Annotated in this window: 18 protein-coding genes; 9 read left to right on the forward strand and 9 right to left on the reverse strand. The window is 42.1% G+C overall.

The window, feature by feature from the left end:
* Positions 1–2: 2 nt before the first annotated feature.
* Positions 3–887, reverse strand: coding sequence for a LysR family transcriptional regulator (locus CKW02_RS18340; protein ID WP_003214906.1), 885 nt, complete (start codon positions 885–887; stop codon positions 3–5).
* Positions 888–1,037: 150 nt separating this feature from the next.
* On the opposite strand from CKW02_RS18340, the gene ssuE reads away from it, so the two are divergent.
* The 8 genes from ssuE to CKW02_RS18380 are packed head-to-tail and all read left to right on the forward strand — an operon-like array spanning position 1,038 to position 6,544.
* Positions 1,038–1,589, forward strand: a complete 552-nt coding sequence (gene ssuE, locus CKW02_RS18345; RefSeq protein ID WP_003214640.1) for an NADPH-dependent FMN reductase — start codon at positions 1,038–1,040, stop codon at positions 1,587–1,589.
* Complete coding sequence (locus CKW02_RS18350; RefSeq protein ID WP_003215315.1) at positions 1,573–2,598, forward strand: LLM class flavin-dependent oxidoreductase; 1,026 nt, start codon at positions 1,573–1,575, stop codon at positions 2,596–2,598. Before ssuE ends, CKW02_RS18350 begins: the two co-directional genes overlap by 17 nt.
* Complete coding sequence (locus CKW02_RS18355; RefSeq protein ID WP_003215313.1) at positions 2,598–2,852, forward strand: glutaredoxin family protein; 255 nt, start codon at positions 2,598–2,600, stop codon at positions 2,850–2,852. Before CKW02_RS18350 ends, CKW02_RS18355 begins: the two co-directional genes overlap by 1 nt.
* A 26-nt stretch (positions 2,853–2,878) precedes the next feature.
* Positions 2,879–3,442, forward strand: coding sequence for a GNAT family N-acetyltransferase (locus CKW02_RS18360; protein WP_003215102.1), 564 nt, complete (start codon positions 2,879–2,881; stop codon positions 3,440–3,442).
* 13 nt (positions 3,443–3,455) lie between these two features.
* On the forward strand, positions 3,456–4,217 hold the full coding sequence (locus CKW02_RS18365; RefSeq protein WP_003215084.1) for an amino acid ABC transporter permease: 762 nt from the start codon (positions 3,456–3,458) through the stop codon (positions 4,215–4,217).
* A 17-nt stretch (positions 4,218–4,234) separates the two neighbouring features.
* On the forward strand, positions 4,235–5,077 hold the full coding sequence (locus CKW02_RS18370; protein WP_003215163.1) for a transporter substrate-binding domain-containing protein: 843 nt from the start codon (positions 4,235–4,237) through the stop codon (positions 5,075–5,077).
* Between the two features lie 16 nt (positions 5,078–5,093).
* Complete coding sequence (locus CKW02_RS18375) at positions 5,094–5,804, forward strand: amino acid ABC transporter permease (RefSeq protein ID WP_003214542.1); 711 nt, start codon at positions 5,094–5,096, stop codon at positions 5,802–5,804.
* The gene (locus CKW02_RS18380) at positions 5,801–6,544 is read left to right on the forward strand and encodes an amino acid ABC transporter ATP-binding protein (RefSeq protein ID WP_003215167.1); all 744 of its coding nucleotides are present in this window, start codon (positions 5,801–5,803) and stop codon (positions 6,542–6,544) included. The genes CKW02_RS18375 and CKW02_RS18380 overlap by 4 nt, the downstream gene beginning before the upstream one ends.
* A 92-nt stretch (positions 6,545–6,636) precedes the next feature.
* Here CKW02_RS18380 and CKW02_RS18385 read toward each other — a convergent pair whose 3' ends face one another.
* The 3 genes from CKW02_RS18385 to CKW02_RS18395 all read right to left on the reverse strand — a co-directional run bounded on the left by CKW02_RS18385 (position 6,637) and on the right by CKW02_RS18395 (position 8,861).
* A complete protein-coding gene (locus CKW02_RS18385) occupies positions 6,637–7,137 on the reverse strand; it encodes a YwgA family protein (RefSeq protein WP_003215119.1) in 501 nt (166 codons plus the stop codon).
* A 30-nt stretch (positions 7,138–7,167) separates the two neighbouring features.
* Positions 7,168–8,469: an HD domain-containing protein gene (locus CKW02_RS18390; RefSeq protein WP_003214648.1), complete on the reverse strand. Its 1,302-nt coding sequence runs from the start codon at positions 8,467–8,469 to the stop codon at positions 7,168–7,170.
* 170 nt (positions 8,470–8,639) lie between these two features.
* A complete protein-coding gene (locus CKW02_RS18395; protein WP_003215259.1) occupies positions 8,640–8,861 on the reverse strand; it encodes a YuzB family protein in 222 nt (73 codons plus the stop codon).
* 238 nt (positions 8,862–9,099) lie between these two features.
* Here CKW02_RS18395 and CKW02_RS18400 point away from each other — a divergent pair, with 238 nt between their 5' ends.
* Complete coding sequence (locus tag CKW02_RS18400) at positions 9,100–9,900, forward strand: RsfA family transcriptional regulator (RefSeq protein WP_003214842.1); 801 nt, start codon at positions 9,100–9,102, stop codon at positions 9,898–9,900.
* A 34-nt stretch (positions 9,901–9,934) separates the two neighbouring features.
* Here the strand turns inward: CKW02_RS18400 and CKW02_RS18405 are convergent, their stop codons facing one another.
* From CKW02_RS18405 to CKW02_RS18425, 5 genes are all read right to left on the reverse strand, one after another.
* Positions 9,935–10,168, reverse strand: coding sequence for a DUF5970 family protein (locus CKW02_RS18405; protein WP_003214547.1), 234 nt, complete (start codon positions 10,166–10,168; stop codon positions 9,935–9,937).
* Positions 10,165–12,432, reverse strand: a complete 2,268-nt coding sequence (locus CKW02_RS18410; protein WP_003214890.1) for a glycosyltransferase — start codon at positions 12,430–12,432, stop codon at positions 10,165–10,167. Before CKW02_RS18410 ends, CKW02_RS18405 begins: the two co-directional genes overlap by 4 nt.
* 118 nt (positions 12,433–12,550) lie before the next feature.
* Positions 12,551–13,036, reverse strand: coding sequence for a tetratricopeptide repeat protein (locus tag CKW02_RS18415; RefSeq protein WP_003215006.1), 486 nt, complete (start codon positions 13,034–13,036; stop codon positions 12,551–12,553).
* A gap of 28 nt (positions 13,037–13,064) precedes the next feature.
* The gene (locus tag CKW02_RS18420; RefSeq protein ID WP_034620271.1) at positions 13,065–13,910 is read right to left on the reverse strand and encodes an octanoyl-[GcvH]:protein N-octanoyltransferase; all 846 of its coding nucleotides are present in this window, start codon (positions 13,908–13,910) and stop codon (positions 13,065–13,067) included.
* 167 nt (positions 13,911–14,077) lie between these two features.
* Positions 14,078–14,470, reverse strand: coding sequence for an SMI1/KNR4 family protein (locus CKW02_RS18425; protein ID WP_003215187.1), 393 nt, complete (start codon positions 14,468–14,470; stop codon positions 14,078–14,080).
* Positions 14,471–14,594 lie beyond the last annotated feature (124 nt).

The raw sequence follows: 14,594 nt of genomic DNA on the forward strand, positions 1-14,594 counted from the left end.
TTTCATGTTGTTCGATGCAATCGATTTTCAATGAGATCAATAAACTGGAGTACAGCTCTTCCAGGCGCATCATTTGTTTTCCTCAATAGACCAACTGGCGGGGACACTTGAATGCCCTTTATTTCTAATACCTTTGTACCGGGGAGTGTAAAAGAATGGGCGGTTCGAGTAAAAAGAGACACTCCTAATCCAGCCTGAACATAGTGTTTATGGGACATGCTGCTCGTAATCTCTAACTTATTGTAATTGCTCCCAATGACGTTAACGATTTGTTGTTCAATTTGGATGCGGATGGGGCAATTGTGAGGTGTGAATAATATGGTTTCATTTTCTAAATCTGTTACCTCCGCTGCATCTTTTTCCGCCAATCGATGGGAAGACGGAACCAGCAAAACAATATCATCTTGAAAAAGCGGCTTATAGCTATTTTCCATCGAAGCTTCTGGTGCGCCGCAAATCGCAAAATCAATCTCATCATGGGAAAGCAAGGAACTCAGTGTATTTGCATCTGCTACTTGCACAGAAAATTCTACATTCGGAAACCTTTCCTTGAATTCTGCAAGAAGCGATGGGAACTCTAAGCTGGCTGTGGGCTCAGAAACACCGATGCGAATGAACCCCGCAATGCCTACCTCTAAATCTTGGAGCGTTTTCGTCAGTTTCTCATATTCATTGAGTAAAGAATTGGCTCTTTCATAAAAAAGCTGTCCTGATGCTGTTAACTTTAAGGTCTTCCCTCTTTCTAGAAGCTTCTCTCCAATTTCCTCTTCTAAATGTTTGATGTGCAAAGTAATGGTTGGCTGAGAATAATTCAGCGCTGCTGCTGCTTTTAAAAAATTTCCGTATTTCACGATGGTGGCAAAAGTGCGTATCGCTCGAATCTCCATGAAAACCCCTCTTCTCCCTGTATTTTAAATATCTGAATCGTGTATTTATGATTACTAATTATACTTTTCTATTGGTTTGCCTTATTATAATTTATATTATCAACTATTCCAAGTTGTTTAGACGGAATTATAAGAAATGGAGGAGACGAATTGACGAAAGTAACGATTATAGCAGGAGGTCATTCCGTCCAATCTCGATTAACGGGTGTCCTGCAGCATATTCAGCAGCAGTTAACATTCAATGGAATAGATGTACATACCATTCAAGTTCACCAGCTGCCTAGCAGCGCACTAATAGGAGCAGACTTTTCAAACGAAGAGATTGTCAAGGCCATTGAACTCGTGAATGAGAGTGACGGTGTCATTGTGTTAACGCCTGTCTACAAAGCGTCATTTTCTGGTATTTTAAAAACGTTTTTAGATTTACTTCCCCAAAAAGCATTACAAGGAAAACCCGTCCTTCCGTTCGTTTTAGGAGGAACCTATGGTCATCTGCTCGTCATTGAATATGCTCTTAAACCGATTATTCACCAACTTGGTGCAACAGTTGTTCAATCTGGTGTGTATGTCGTGGATCAACAGGTCAAAAAGCAGAGTTCAGATAATTATTTAATTGATTCAGATGCCATAAACAGGTTAAACCTCGCATTATCTCAATATCAAAGTCTGATAGGAGGAACAGCCAATGTCGATCACCCTTAGTATTCTTGATCAAAGCCTTGTCGGTGAAAACGAGAACGCAGAGGCGGGCATTCAGCATACTGTCAGATTAGCTGAAGCAGCGGATCAGCTTGGCTATCACAGGTTTTGGGTGTCTGAACATCACAATAACCCTCAAGTAGCAGGTTCATCCCCTGAAGCCCTTGCCGGCTATCTATTAGCAAAAACGAGCAATTTGCGAATTGGTTCTGGAGGTGTCATGCTACAGCATTATAGCCCATTTAAAGTAGCTGAAACATTTCATGTACTGGCATCACTAGCGCCTGGCAGAGTCGATTTAGGCGTTGGGAAAGCACCAGGAGGGCTGAACCTCTCGACACAAGCACTTCAGGAGGATTATCAAGCGTCACGGAAAGATTTTTCTCAAAAATTAGTAGATCTCAAAACCTACCTTACGGAACAATCAAATGAATTGAATGCTCAGCCCATCCCACGTTTGTCACCCGACATCTTCCTTTTAGGGGGAAGTACGGAGAGCGCTAAATTCGCAGCAAAACTCGGAATCTCCTTTGTATTTGCCTTCTTTATTAATGGAGATGAATCATTATTAAAAGAAGCAAGGGAGACCTTCCAAACATATCAAAAAGCGGGCACTCGCCAGCAGTTCCTTCTCGCCATCACCGTTTCCGCAGCCGAAGATCATGAACAAGCACTCTTGCACATCAAACAAAAGGAAACAGTAAAGGTCTCCTTTTCCGATGGAAGAAAGCTCAATGTCACATCAATAGAGGATGCAGAAAAGCTAGTGAAAGGAACGAAAAAAGAACACTACAGCATTCACGTACAAAAAACCGGCTATACCGCTGGCACAAAAGAAACTGTTCATCACCGGCTGACTGAGCTGGCCGAGACATACGATATCAATGAATTCATCGTACTAACTCCGATCGTAGACATTGAGGCAAGAATTGCGTCTGTCACATTGTTAAAAGAAGCGTTTAACCATGAACAAACAGCAGCTAAAAAAATAAATCACGAGGTGAACGTCTAATGTCAAACAGTCAAAAAATCATTTTATGGAGCAAAAATGGATGCAGTTATTGCAAGGACATTCAATCCTATTTCAACGAACAGCAGATCCCTTATTCAACGATTGATGTCACTGAACACGATGATTACAGAAACATTTTAGAGGAAAAATACGGCGTCCGCTATGTGCCTGTAGTTGAGATCAGTCATGACCCCCACGTGTATCAAGCATTGTTGAATCCAGATATCGAGACTTTAAGAAAAGCAATAATCTGACATTACATTTTGAATGGAGGTTTGTCATGAGTCGAGATATTTTTCGCATCGCTACCGAAGAAGATGCGCCAGCCTTTTTAGAATTGCTGTCCAGTGCATTTAAACCACTTGGGGAAATGGGCATTGATTGGCCATCCACGAACGCCACACTTGAAATGGTCATAGAAAACATTACACAGTCCGCTGCCGTTGTTTTAGAACGAGACGGGCGGCTCATATCAACCATCACCATCCGTTTTCCTTGGGAGAGTACGCAACCGGTCTCAGGATATCCATTTGTTTGGTGGTTTGCGACAGCTCCTGATTTAGCAGGGCAAGGGATTGGAAACAAGCTGCTCGATTATGTGGAAAACACCTTGCTCCGGCAAACATATAAAGCGCCTGCGTATACACTGGGCACTTCTGGCCGGAAACACCCTTGGCTTTTAGACATGTACGAACGAAAAGGATACACAAAATATATTGAACGTGAAGCCGAAAATGGTGACTTAGGTATCTTGATGTATAAAGTACTTATCCCAGAACGGTTCGATGCTGCCATATTAGGCGCGCCACCCGCAGAAGAAAAAGTCGAAACGACTTCTACATAGGAGGTGATTCAACATGGGTGAGTTTTTCAAATGGGAGTATGTGGTCACACTCTTCCCTAAAGTATTATCAGCCCTTCCGACCACCTTGCTGATCGTTTTATTTGCCACTTTGATTGGCAGCTTTCTTGGATTCATCCTTGCTTATTTCCGAATTGAGCGCATTCCTGTCCTGCATCAGCTCAGTGCAATCTATGTCTCATTTATTCGCGGAACACCTATCCTTGTTCAAATGTTTATTGTCTTTTATGGCCTGCCAGGTGTGCTCGCAACAATTGGCCTTGATATCTCCATGTGGAACAAATTGATCTTTCTTTATATTACATATGGACTCAATACTGCTGCCTACTTTTCAGAAATATTCCGATCAGCCTTATCAAGTGTCCCAGCATCTCAATATGAAGCGGCTGCCTCGATTGGGCTGACAAAATGGCAGATTTATAGAAGGACACTCATTCCTCAAGCAGGAAAAATCGCACTACCGAATATTGGTGTGGCCATCGTCAACTTATTACAAAATACCTCTCTCGCCTTTACACTGGGCGTAATGGATATTATCGGAAAGGTTCAAACATTAGGGGCATTATACTACCGCGTATTAGAAGGATACTTTATTGCTGCCGTCATTTTTATAATGTTAAGTCTGCTGCTAGAAAAAGCGTTTGACCTATTGGAAAAGTGGATCAATACACCGAAAACAAGAAAACAGCGTCAAGCAACGTTCGTTTCCTTAAAAAGAGCGGAAACGGCCTTTACAGTCGAAAAGCGTGCGAAGTAAAACGAGGAGGATTTCACATGAAAAATAACAAACAATTCAAAAAACATTCCATCATCGGTCTGCTTACACTTGGCTCATTGCTGCTTGCTGCCTGCGGAAATACGGAACAATCGAATGAAGTCAAAGCAGAAGCAACGAATAATGATCCAGATGCGAAAGAAATCATCGTTGGCACAGGGAACGCGTACCAGCCTTTCGTTTACTTAGATGAAAACGGCAAATTAACAGGCTATGAGAAGGCTGTATTAGACGAAGTCGATCAGCTGCTTCCACAATATCAGTTTAAATATGAATCCTTTGAATTTAAAAATATTCTGCCCGCTTTAGATGCTGGTAAAGTAGATCTCGCTGCCCATCAATATGAAATCAATGATGAGCGCCAGAAGAAATATCTATTTGGAAAAGTTGGCTACACAGACTATACAAGCTATGTGGTTGTTGATAAAGCATCCGGTCATGATTTTCAAAGCCTGGACGATTTGGCAGGACACAAGGTACATACTTCTACAGGGAGTAATTTCGCTTATCTGCTAGAACAATATAACGAAAAGCACGATCGGAAAATTGACATTGTCTACGGAGATGGCGGGAACGAAATTCTAGTCAAAAACCTTCAGAATGGCACAGTCGATGCAGCCTTGCTCACAAAGTATGACGTCAATAAGCTAAACAAACAGTTCAATGCCAATCTTGTGACATCTGGAAAGCCTGTAAATGTATCTAAAACGTACTATCTTTATCAAAAAAACAATACAAAACTTCAAAAAGACATTGATCAAGCATTACAAAAGCTGATCGATAACGGCAAGCTCGCTGAATTGTCTAAAAAAATATTGGGCGGAGACTTTACTACATCATAAGAAAGGAGCGATCTGAGTGGATTTTGATGTTGCCTTTATGCTGCAGGCCTTTCTAGCTGCACTTCATTATTTGCCAACAACTCTGCTGTTAGGCTTTCTACCGCTAATATTTGGCTCTGTCTTTGGATTTGGTATTGCCCTTATCCGTTTTTATCAGGTGCCTGTATTATCTCAATTGTTCAAATGGTTTGTGGCTATTTTTAAAGCAATTCCTGTTGTTCTAATTTTGCTCGTATCTTATCTTCTTTTTTCAGACTCGCTAGATCATTTGGCTGCATCTCTTTCTCTTCAGATTCGTTTCAGTGATTTGGACAGACGATGGATTGCCATTTTCGCCCTTACTTTATATGCCGTAAGCGGGTTATCCGAAATATTTCGAAGCTCTCTTGCATCTATTCCAAAGGGTCAATTCGATGCCGCATTATCCGTTGGTTTCACCAGCAAACAGGTCTTAAGAAGGGTCATCATTCCACAAGTCTTTCCCATCTCCCTTCCACTTCTGAACAACATGCTGATCAGTTTAATCAAAGCCTCTTCTCTCGTCTCTATGGTGTCTGTGGTCGATATTTTAAACGGCGCTTTAATCAAAGCCAATGTGAACTATCGTTATCTTGAAGCATACATCGCCGTTGCCCTGATTTACTGGGCACTGTGCGCCTCTATTGAAGCCATCACAGCCGCATATGAGAAATATGGACACAAAAACAAAAGGAGACGATTGGCATGATTAACATAAAACAGGTGCATAAAGCGTTCGGCAAGAACGAGATTCTAAAAGGAATTGATTTATCAGTGGAAAAAGGCGAAGTGGTTGTCATATTAGGTCCGAGCGGTTCTGGGAAATCAACCTTTCTGCGTTGCTTGAATTTTCTTGAGCGTGCGGATCAAGGAGAAATTAGCATTGATGACACGACTGTCAAGTTCAATCAAGCCAAGCCTAAAGCCATTCTCGCACTTCGAAGAAAAACCGCCATGGTCTTTCAGCAATACGATCTATTTCTTCATAAAACAGCACTTGAAAACGTCATGGAAGGTTTAGTCATTGCCCGTAAACATCCGAAAGATCAAGCCTATGACACAGCTCTTCAATTGCTTACAAAGGTTGGATTGCTAGAGAAAAAGGATGCTTATCCGCATCAATTATCTGGCGGACAGCAGCAGCGAGTTGGCATTGCACGGGCACTGGCTTTAAATCCAGAAGTCATTTTGTTCGACGAACCGACCTCTGCATTAGATCCCGAGCTTGTAGGAGAAACGCTTGATGTCATTAAACAGGTAGCGCAAACCGGGGTCACCATGATCATCGTCACGCACGAGATGAGCTTTGCCTATGATATTGCCGACAAGGTGATTTTCATGGAAGATGGGGTCATCGTCGAATCAGGTACGCCGGAAGAAGTCTTTGAACAGACGAAAGAAGAACGTACAAAACAATTTTTAGCGAGATTCTCTTATCACCATTCATAAAATACAAGTCGATCCATGCGGTCGACTTGTTTCTGCGCAAAATAAAAACCAGTCTGTTCTAGCCATTAGCCATCACACACTGGTTCTTCTCGTTAGTTCAATTCCTTCAACTGATCAATATAAGCAAGAGCATCCTCAAATTCTTCGTCCGTATAGCGCAGCTTGCTTTTAATGGTGAAGACCTTTTCCTTTACCTCATCTTCTGGCAGATCATCAAAGTATAAAATCGTAGAGACGAGCTCTAGGAAACGAGACGACTGCTCGTTCATCTGCTTCGTCAGCACTTTGAGGTCAGGCATGTCCACTTCACACTGATCGAGAAACTCTTTCCCATTGTCCGTCAGCGAATAGCGATATTGATAGTATCCGCCTTTTTTTTCCTTCATTTCGTCCAAGAATCCAAGGTTGCACAGCTCTTCAATTCTGAGCGTCAACTCCTCTGAATAGGGGCCATAAAAGTGAAAATCGTATTTCTCGTAAAAAGGCAAATCTAGCTTTTTTGCTATGTAAATCATCTTTTGCAGCTTCTTCCGTCCAACGATTTCCCCGGATTCAGAGAATACCTTCATCAACTTTGCATGCTCTTTCAACAAATTCCCGACATCTCCTTTTTCAGTACTTCCTTATCCCAATCCAAGCAGCTTCATGATTGCCTTCTTTTCTTCAGCTTTTTCCGACATATCTACAATTAAGTCCATCGGGAAATAAAGTTTATGATCGGTTCTTCGTTTACCGGAAATGGCATCAACAATATCTGACTGTCTCGACAGCTCTTTAATATGACCACTTTGCGTCAAAAGGTGGATCGGCAGTCTCTCTTCTTCCTCCCCTGGTCTGTAGAAGTCGTATGGCAAGTCAGAGGAAGAGTCGACGACTAAATAATAGTCAGGATCAATGCCTGCCCTCTTAAACAAGGCGGTCAGCTTGAAATATTTCGTCATTTCTTCATTCGGATTAAACTCTGTATATTGGAACAATCGGCGGTTCATAAAACGGCGGCACAAATCAGCCAGCACATGATCTTCTTCGTCTTCCCACGCCTGAAAATAAAATAAGACAATGGATTCATCCAGTTTAATATAGTCCTCTGTGGTGACATTCCCCTCGAAAATCGAATAAAAATGAACAGGGGCATGTGTGAAAATATAGCCCGTTTCATGCAGCTCTTTTGCACGGTGGAGAATTTTCGTTAAAATGACTTCCGCACTGCGTGTCACTGGGTGGAAATAGACTTGCCAGTACATTTGATAGCGGCTCATAATATAATCCTCGACCGCATGCATCCCGCTCTGCTTCATCACAATCTGATCTTCTCTCGGACGCATCACGCGCAAAATACGCTCCATATCAAAATGGCCGTAGCTGACGCCTGTATAGTAGGCATCACGCTGCAAATAGTCCATACGGTCGGCATCAATTTGACTTGAGATCAAACTGACCACCTGTTTGTTTTGATACGTCTTGGCAATCACTTCCGCCACATGCTTCGGGAAATCATCACTCACCCGGCGAAGCACTTCATTGACTTCGGTTTGCCCTAAAATAATATCTCTTGTAAACGATTCATGATCTAAGTGGAAGACCTTTTCAAAGGAATGAGAAAATGGTCCATGTCCGAGGTCATGAAGCAAGGCCGCACTCAGGACAAGCTCGCGTTCTCCCTCATCCCATTCCGGCCGTCCTTTGAATACATCATCCACAATCCGTCTCACAATCTCATATACACCGAGTGAATGATTGAAACGGCTGTGTTCTGCACCATGAAACGTCAAATAAGTGGTTCCTAGCTGTTTAATTCGGCGCAGGCGCTGAAATTCTCTTGTTCCTATTAAATCCCATATTAATGCGTCCCGTACGTGAACATAACGGTGCACAGGATCTTTAAATACCTTTTCCTCAGATAATTTCCCTTTTGGATACGCCATCGTTTCGTCCCTCTTTTTTTAAGACGTGTTTCTATTATATCGGGTAACTTTTCCCGAAAACATCCTTGAATTTGCTCGAGAATGTGTTCTCAACCATTGCACGGACGTAAAAAGCCCGACCTGACAGGGGCGGACCTCTTTTTAGGTCGACTGAACACATTCAGTGACATTTATTTGACTTTTTTTTGAACCTTTTCGAGTAACTCATCTTCTGTTGGTGCGGATAATGGGCGATTGTTCACAAACGCAAAAGCCTTTTTTCGTCCTGGACCACAATAGGATTGACAGCCAATTTCAATTTTTGCATCAGGGTCAACCGATTTGAGTCGAGGCAGCAACGTCTTTAGGTTCGTCGCATCGCAATCGTCACATACGCGAAACTCATTAGCCATGGTCTTACGCTTCCTTTCAATGATGAACTTCATTTTATATGAAACAGTTGGACAACCAAGAGTCTTAATATACCACCCAACATTGTACATCGAAGCGGCTGGACTTGCAAGACGCATTGTAAACGCCGAAGCATGCTCACATAAAAGCTAGTATTTTCCACTATCCTTTTAGCAAACTTGTATAAACTTTCTTGAACTTGGCTAATCTAATACCATCAAATCATATGGGGGTTTAAACATGTCAAAACAAAGACAAGATGCTTGGTCAGAGGAAGACGATCTCCTTTTGGCAGAAACCGTCTTACGTCACGTCAGAGAGGGCAGCACACAGCTGAATGCGTTTGAAGAAGTAGGAGACAAGCTAAATCGCACCTCAGCGGCATGCGGTTTTAGATGGAATGCTGTTGTGAGGCATCAATATGAAAAAGCTCTAGCCCTTGCCAAAAAGCAGCGGAAACAACGGATGCGCGCACTCGGCAATGGTCAGCCTGCAAAGAAACGATTACTCTATCAGCCGCAAGTAGAAGAAACAGTCACGCAAGAGGAATTCTCACAGGAGCTGGAACCAGCGAAGGAAGAAACGTTTGCACCAGCATCTGAAACAGCCGAGCAACTTCAGTTTGTAGACCAAAGCTACAATGAAGAGTTAGCTAGTTTATCACATTTATTGTCACAGGCTTCTCATGTCGTAGAGAAAAAGCCAGAAGCCAATCCTTTTAGGCAGCAACAGGATTTAACCATCGAAGATGTCATTGATTTCTTGCGCCGCTATGAAGGCGATGGACAGCAATCCTCTGCCTTACGCATGGAAAACAGCCGGTTAAAACGAGAAAATAACGAACTTTCACATAAAGTCACACAGCTAGAAGCAGAAGTGAAAAAGCTTGAAAAGGATCAACTCACGATTCAAGAAGATTATGAAACACTCGTCAAAATCATGAACCGTGCAAGAAAACTAGTTTTGTTTGAAGAGGACGACACTGCCGCTCCAACCTTTAAAATGGACCGGAACGGCAACCTCGAAAAAATGGCAGAATAACAAAAAGTGCTCCCCATCTGCGGGAAGCACTTTTTTAAATGCCCAAAAATAGCATCACACTAAATAGGACATTAATCAAAAAAACAAACATAAAAATATACCTGACTTGTCTCACCTGAAAATCACCAAATATAAAAATATAAAGACCTGCGATGCCAAGTGTCAGTACAGGCTGAAGAAACGGCACCAAAAGCGAAATGCCGTAGCCGGCTCCCATGAGGACAGGAAGCCATAGTAAATAGAGGTAACCGCCGTTTTTTGATTTCAAGAAACCACTCCCTCTCTTTCTTCTATCTGCTTGATGTCAGGTTGAACAAATTTGAATCCGACCATTGTGCGGCCGCGTCTTTTTGAAGTCCAAACGGCAATTGCGGGCTGATCCGTCAGAGATTCTGCGTCAATGGTGATCCGCACTTTCTCATGTAATTCAATGACTGCTTCAGACTCTATTTTACACCCAGATACACTAATATCGTGTATGATCAACGGCACCAATTTGTCCTCATATGATAACGTGCCTGTCACACCTTTTAAAGGTTTTCTCATCCATTTGCGCCGTATAGCCTTTGGCACTTTCTCTGTTTCTCTTATAAAGCGGAGAAACGTCCGAACAGCATAGGATTTTTTCTCACGATCCGTAATGGCTACATGCTCTCGTGTGAATAGGAAGCGGATCAGTGATAGATACTCTGATTTTTGTGTGTCAGTAAAAGCAACACCAACCATCAGCTTGTCTCCCTCTGGATGGCTCCAAACCACATCACACGCCACACTTGCATCCTCTGAAAAGAACAATTGCGTTTGTCCTTGATAAAGAGAAGAAGCTTGATCCAATGGAATGGATAGACGCGCACCTGAATCACTCATATCTAGTAGAAAACAAGCAATCGACTGATTTTGATGATCGGAATGAAGCTGCCCGTCTTTTTCAATGAGAAATCGCTCTGATTTCCGATAACGCGGACGGTCAAACGCCACAAGCAGTGCCATGAATAGACCTGCACCGTTATACATCACCCAAAATATATTAATCAACATGAGATCAGCATTCATCGTCCCATTTACCTTCACATCGTATCCTATTTTCACTAGGACAAGCAATGAGAGCAGCAAAAAGATCAAATGGGGAATCATCGTTTTCAAATGAAAGTGTCTTTTGTCCGTTTGAATTCCCTTTGGTGTGACAAGAAATTCCACTCTCTTTTTGAAAAACAGCTCACTTAAAGCCACACCAGCCAGGTGGAATGCCATAGAGCTTTCATAAATATGACTCCAAAACATGCTTCTTTTTTGATTCGACACTAGTTTAAATGCTAAATAGGAACTAAAGAACGCCGGTAGCCAGAACATGAAAATGGACTGGAAATCTGCCCAGAAACTTTGAATACCAAACAATAAAAACAAAATCGGTGTGAGAATGTAAATCATTTTAAACAAACCGTTAAACCAATACACAATACCATCTAAATAAAGAACTCGCTGCATCAGCGTTAAGCCACGAACCTTCAAAGGATTAAACTTACGGGCACACTGAATGTTCCCTCTCGACCACCGATCTCTCTGCTTTAACAGATCCAGCCAGCTTTCAGGTGCCAGACCGACGGCTAATACTTCTCCGACAGACACAGATTTGAACTTTCCTTGGAGTAGCATTCCTGTCGCCATGTCTTCTGTAATCACCCCAGTAGCAAATCCGCCAATTTCATCTAAGGCGATTCTTCTAAAGACAGTATTACTACCGACATACATCACAGCATTAAACCGATCCTTCCCAGCTTGGAGGGTTTGCATGAAGAAGTCCTGCTCATTTGGAATTCGATCCTTCGAGAACATATTATATTGGAAAGGATCTTCGTTATAAAACGCCTGTGGAACTTGAACAAACGCCGTCGCTCCATCATGAAAGTAAGGGACTGTTTTTTCTAAAAACGAAGGAAGGGGGACCATATCCGCATCAAGTGTGAGAATCAGCTCCCCATTCGTTTGAGACATCGCATGGTTTAAGTTACCCGCCTTCGCATACTTGTTATCTGTTCTTGTCAGATAATGAACACTAAACTCAGAAGCAAGCTGCTCTACAGACGCCCGCTTGCCATCATCACATAAATAAATGTGGACTTTGTCCTTTGGATAAGAGAGATTCACACAACCTGCAACAGTGCGTTTCAGCACTTCAATTGGTTCATTATATGTAGCTATGAAAATATCAACTGTTGGCAGCCTGTCAAGATCACTGATCATAACTTGTTTCCGATTGGAAGGCTTCCAAACAAGTGTATAAAACACAAGCAGCTGTAAAAACCCAATGCATTCACAGGCAACAAGCAAAATACCCATCACAATATTAAAAATACCTTCATGCGGCAGTGTAAAGAAAAGACGCCAGCAAATATAGGCGGCATTTGTTAACACACAGAGCACAATGATGATTTTTTTAACAGTAGTGGCCACCGGCTGAATACGATACATTACATACAGCACAGATAAAACACAAAGCATAAACAGCGGGTAATACGTGGTGAATAATGACAATACATTTTCCTTCTTTCTTATGCCATAAATGACTATTACATATAAAATTTCATAACAAAGGAGGGGATTTTTTCATAACATTGCCCCTCCAATTTTATTCAAGTAGCCAAATCAACTATTATTTCCATAACCTATCTAACTGATTTGAATAAAAATCAATCGCCTTTCGATAACTTAAAATAGCAGGATCTTTTGTCGTTTCAGTTAAACAGTTCAGTAATATTTCCATCGCTTTGCTATGTTCCTTTAAATTATACAAAGTCATGGCATAGAACGTTTGAATGGCTTTGTTGTCTGGATAAGTTTCCATCCCTTTTAGGAATATCTGTTTTGACTTTTCATATTCTCCCAAAGTTCTGTATGTACTTCCTAACCCTAGTAAAGCGTCTTCTAGTTCTTCTGAAGACAATCCTAACTCAATGGCTCTTTCATAAAAAAAGACAGCTTGCCTTTCCTCTCCTAACAAGTCATAACTCCAGGCACATTGATAATGAATAGAGGCATCGTCTGGATACTTCTCTACAAGATAAGAGAGCATTTTATTTGATTCTTGAAGGTGTCCACTTTTTCGAAGTTCAATGGCTTTCTCAAGCTTCGTTTCCATCACTTCACCTCTATGCTTTTCAAGATTTTTAAGAAAATACCTTTTCATTCCGTTCAATCATCCGCGTCATGTTTTTCTCAAAATCTAGCTGTTCCTCGGTGGTCAGTCCTGAAGCTGTCAGTTGTTCGCTCAGCTTTTGGAGTTCTTCTAGTAAAAGACGCATGAGAAGCGCACAGTCAATTGGTTCTCCAGTTAATTCTGATAGGGATGCCATCGTATCAGGCTGTATATCAGGGAATACCGCTTTCACCTCATGTCGTTTATCCTTTAAGGCCACCTCATAAAAACGGCGAATCAAATCAGCTCGTTTTCGCCCGCTTCCATCTGCGCACAAATAAATTTGCACAGCGACTCCACCGCGTAATCTACGCTGAGAAATGCCTGCAAATTTCTTTCCATTGATGCTTAGATCATAACTGCCCGGACAATAAGAGCCGACAATCTCATAAGCTTCAATGTCCACCTCATACTTAGACAGCATCCGACGGACCAATTCCACCATCGCATCATACCCGCGGTCAATATCAATGCCCTTCTTTTGTTCCGCAAAGATTAACGACACATTTAAGACACCTTCATCCAGCACCACAGCAAGACCGCCTGAGTTACGTACAATGACGCGATACCCCTCTTCCTCAAGCAGCTTCACGCCATTTTGCAGAAAAGGAAGCCTTGTATCCTGAATTCCAAGCACAATTGTATTGTGATGCACCCAAGAACGCGCTGTCGCTGGTGAGAGCCCTTTCCCGACCGACGCACAAAGCGTATCATCCATCGCAAAGGATTGCTTCGGGTCCACATAGAGACCTAGGCTCGATTGATCTATGATTCGCCATTTCGGCTGTGTCAGTAACTCAATAGGTTCATTTTTCATGTCCTGCATATCCTCTCGTTCATAAACTGTGTTTATTATAACATGGGATGAATGGAGGGAGAATTAGAGAGATCGTCAAAAAAGCTCCATGACATTTGACGTCACAGAGCGTTCAGTTGGATGATTCAGTTTTACTTTTCAGTGATTCATGTATTTGAAGGCTGTGATCATTCAATGATACATCCCCTACTCACCCACTCCAGCAAGTTTTCAGTCACCAACTCTGCATGCTGAGGGTCCATTACACCAGCATCCACAATCCACACCTTTTTCTCCTCTTCGGCCTGACGCATGAGAAATACTCGCCCGCCGCCATCGTCGCCAATCGCCACATAGCCGCTTGCATATTGCTGAACCTCCCATGTTGCATTGCGTTCCACCATGTCCTCAGTGCCGTATAGTAGGACATCGCCGCCAATGGAACATCCATTTGTCTGTTTCAGCAAGTTTTTATAAGCATCGGGTAGCACCATGTTTAGTTGGGATTCTGCCTTTTTGATGTTTATATCAGTTTCTGGATTGTTGATGATTAGGCCTGGGATTTGGGATAAATCGACCATTTGGATCCTCCTAGATAAGTGCTATGTTTATGAAGTTTTGCTTTATCTTTAGATTTACTTAACAGGTCACTCAATCCACAATTATATTCCAATTTATAAATTTCCCCTTGTCCAATTCTCATAT

Origin of the sequence: Bacillus pumilus (assembly GCF_900186955.1) — a bacterium.
Classification (GTDB): domain Bacteria; phylum Bacillota; class Bacilli; order Bacillales; family Bacillaceae; genus Bacillus; species Bacillus pumilus.

Excerpts from the sequence above, each read along its gene's own strand:
- CKW02_RS18340 (WP_003214906.1), bottom strand. The coding sequence starts at position 887 with ATGGAGATTCGAGCGATACGCACTTTTGCCACCATCGTGAAATACGGA.
- CKW02_RS18350 (WP_003215315.1), top strand. The coding sequence starts at position 1,573 with ATGTCGATCACCCTTAGTATTCTTGATCAAAGCCTTGTCGGTGAAAAC.
- CKW02_RS18355 (WP_003215313.1), top strand. The coding sequence starts at position 2,598 with ATGTCAAACAGTCAAAAAATCATTTTATGGAGCAAAAATGGATGCAGT.
- CKW02_RS18360 (WP_003215102.1), top strand. The coding sequence starts at position 2,879 with ATGAGTCGAGATATTTTTCGCATCGCTACCGAAGAAGATGCGCCAGCC.
- CKW02_RS18365 (WP_003215084.1), top strand. The coding sequence starts at position 3,456 with ATGGGTGAGTTTTTCAAATGGGAGTATGTGGTCACACTCTTCCCTAAA.
- CKW02_RS18370 (WP_003215163.1), top strand. The coding sequence starts at position 4,235 with ATGAAAAATAACAAACAATTCAAAAAACATTCCATCATCGGTCTGCTT.
- CKW02_RS18380 (WP_003215167.1), top strand. The coding sequence starts at position 5,801 with ATGATTAACATAAAACAGGTGCATAAAGCGTTCGGCAAGAACGAGATT.
- CKW02_RS18390 (WP_003214648.1), bottom strand. The coding sequence starts at position 8,469 with ATGGCGTATCCAAAAGGGAAATTATCTGAGGAAAAGGTATTTAAAGAT.
- CKW02_RS18395 (WP_003215259.1), bottom strand. The coding sequence starts at position 8,861 with ATGGCTAATGAGTTTCGCGTATGTGACGATTGCGATGCGACGAACCTA.
- CKW02_RS18400 (WP_003214842.1), top strand. The coding sequence starts at position 9,100 with ATGTCAAAACAAAGACAAGATGCTTGGTCAGAGGAAGACGATCTCCTT.
- CKW02_RS18415 (WP_003215006.1), bottom strand. The coding sequence starts at position 13,036 with ATGGAAACGAAGCTTGAGAAAGCCATTGAACTTCGAAAAAGTGGACAC.
- CKW02_RS18420 (WP_034620271.1), bottom strand. The coding sequence starts at position 13,910 with ATGAAAAATGAACCTATTGAGTTACTGACACAGCCGAAATGGCGAATC.
- CKW02_RS18425 (WP_003215187.1), bottom strand. The coding sequence starts at position 14,470 with ATGGTCGATTTATCCCAAATCCCAGGCCTAATCATCAACAATCCAGAA.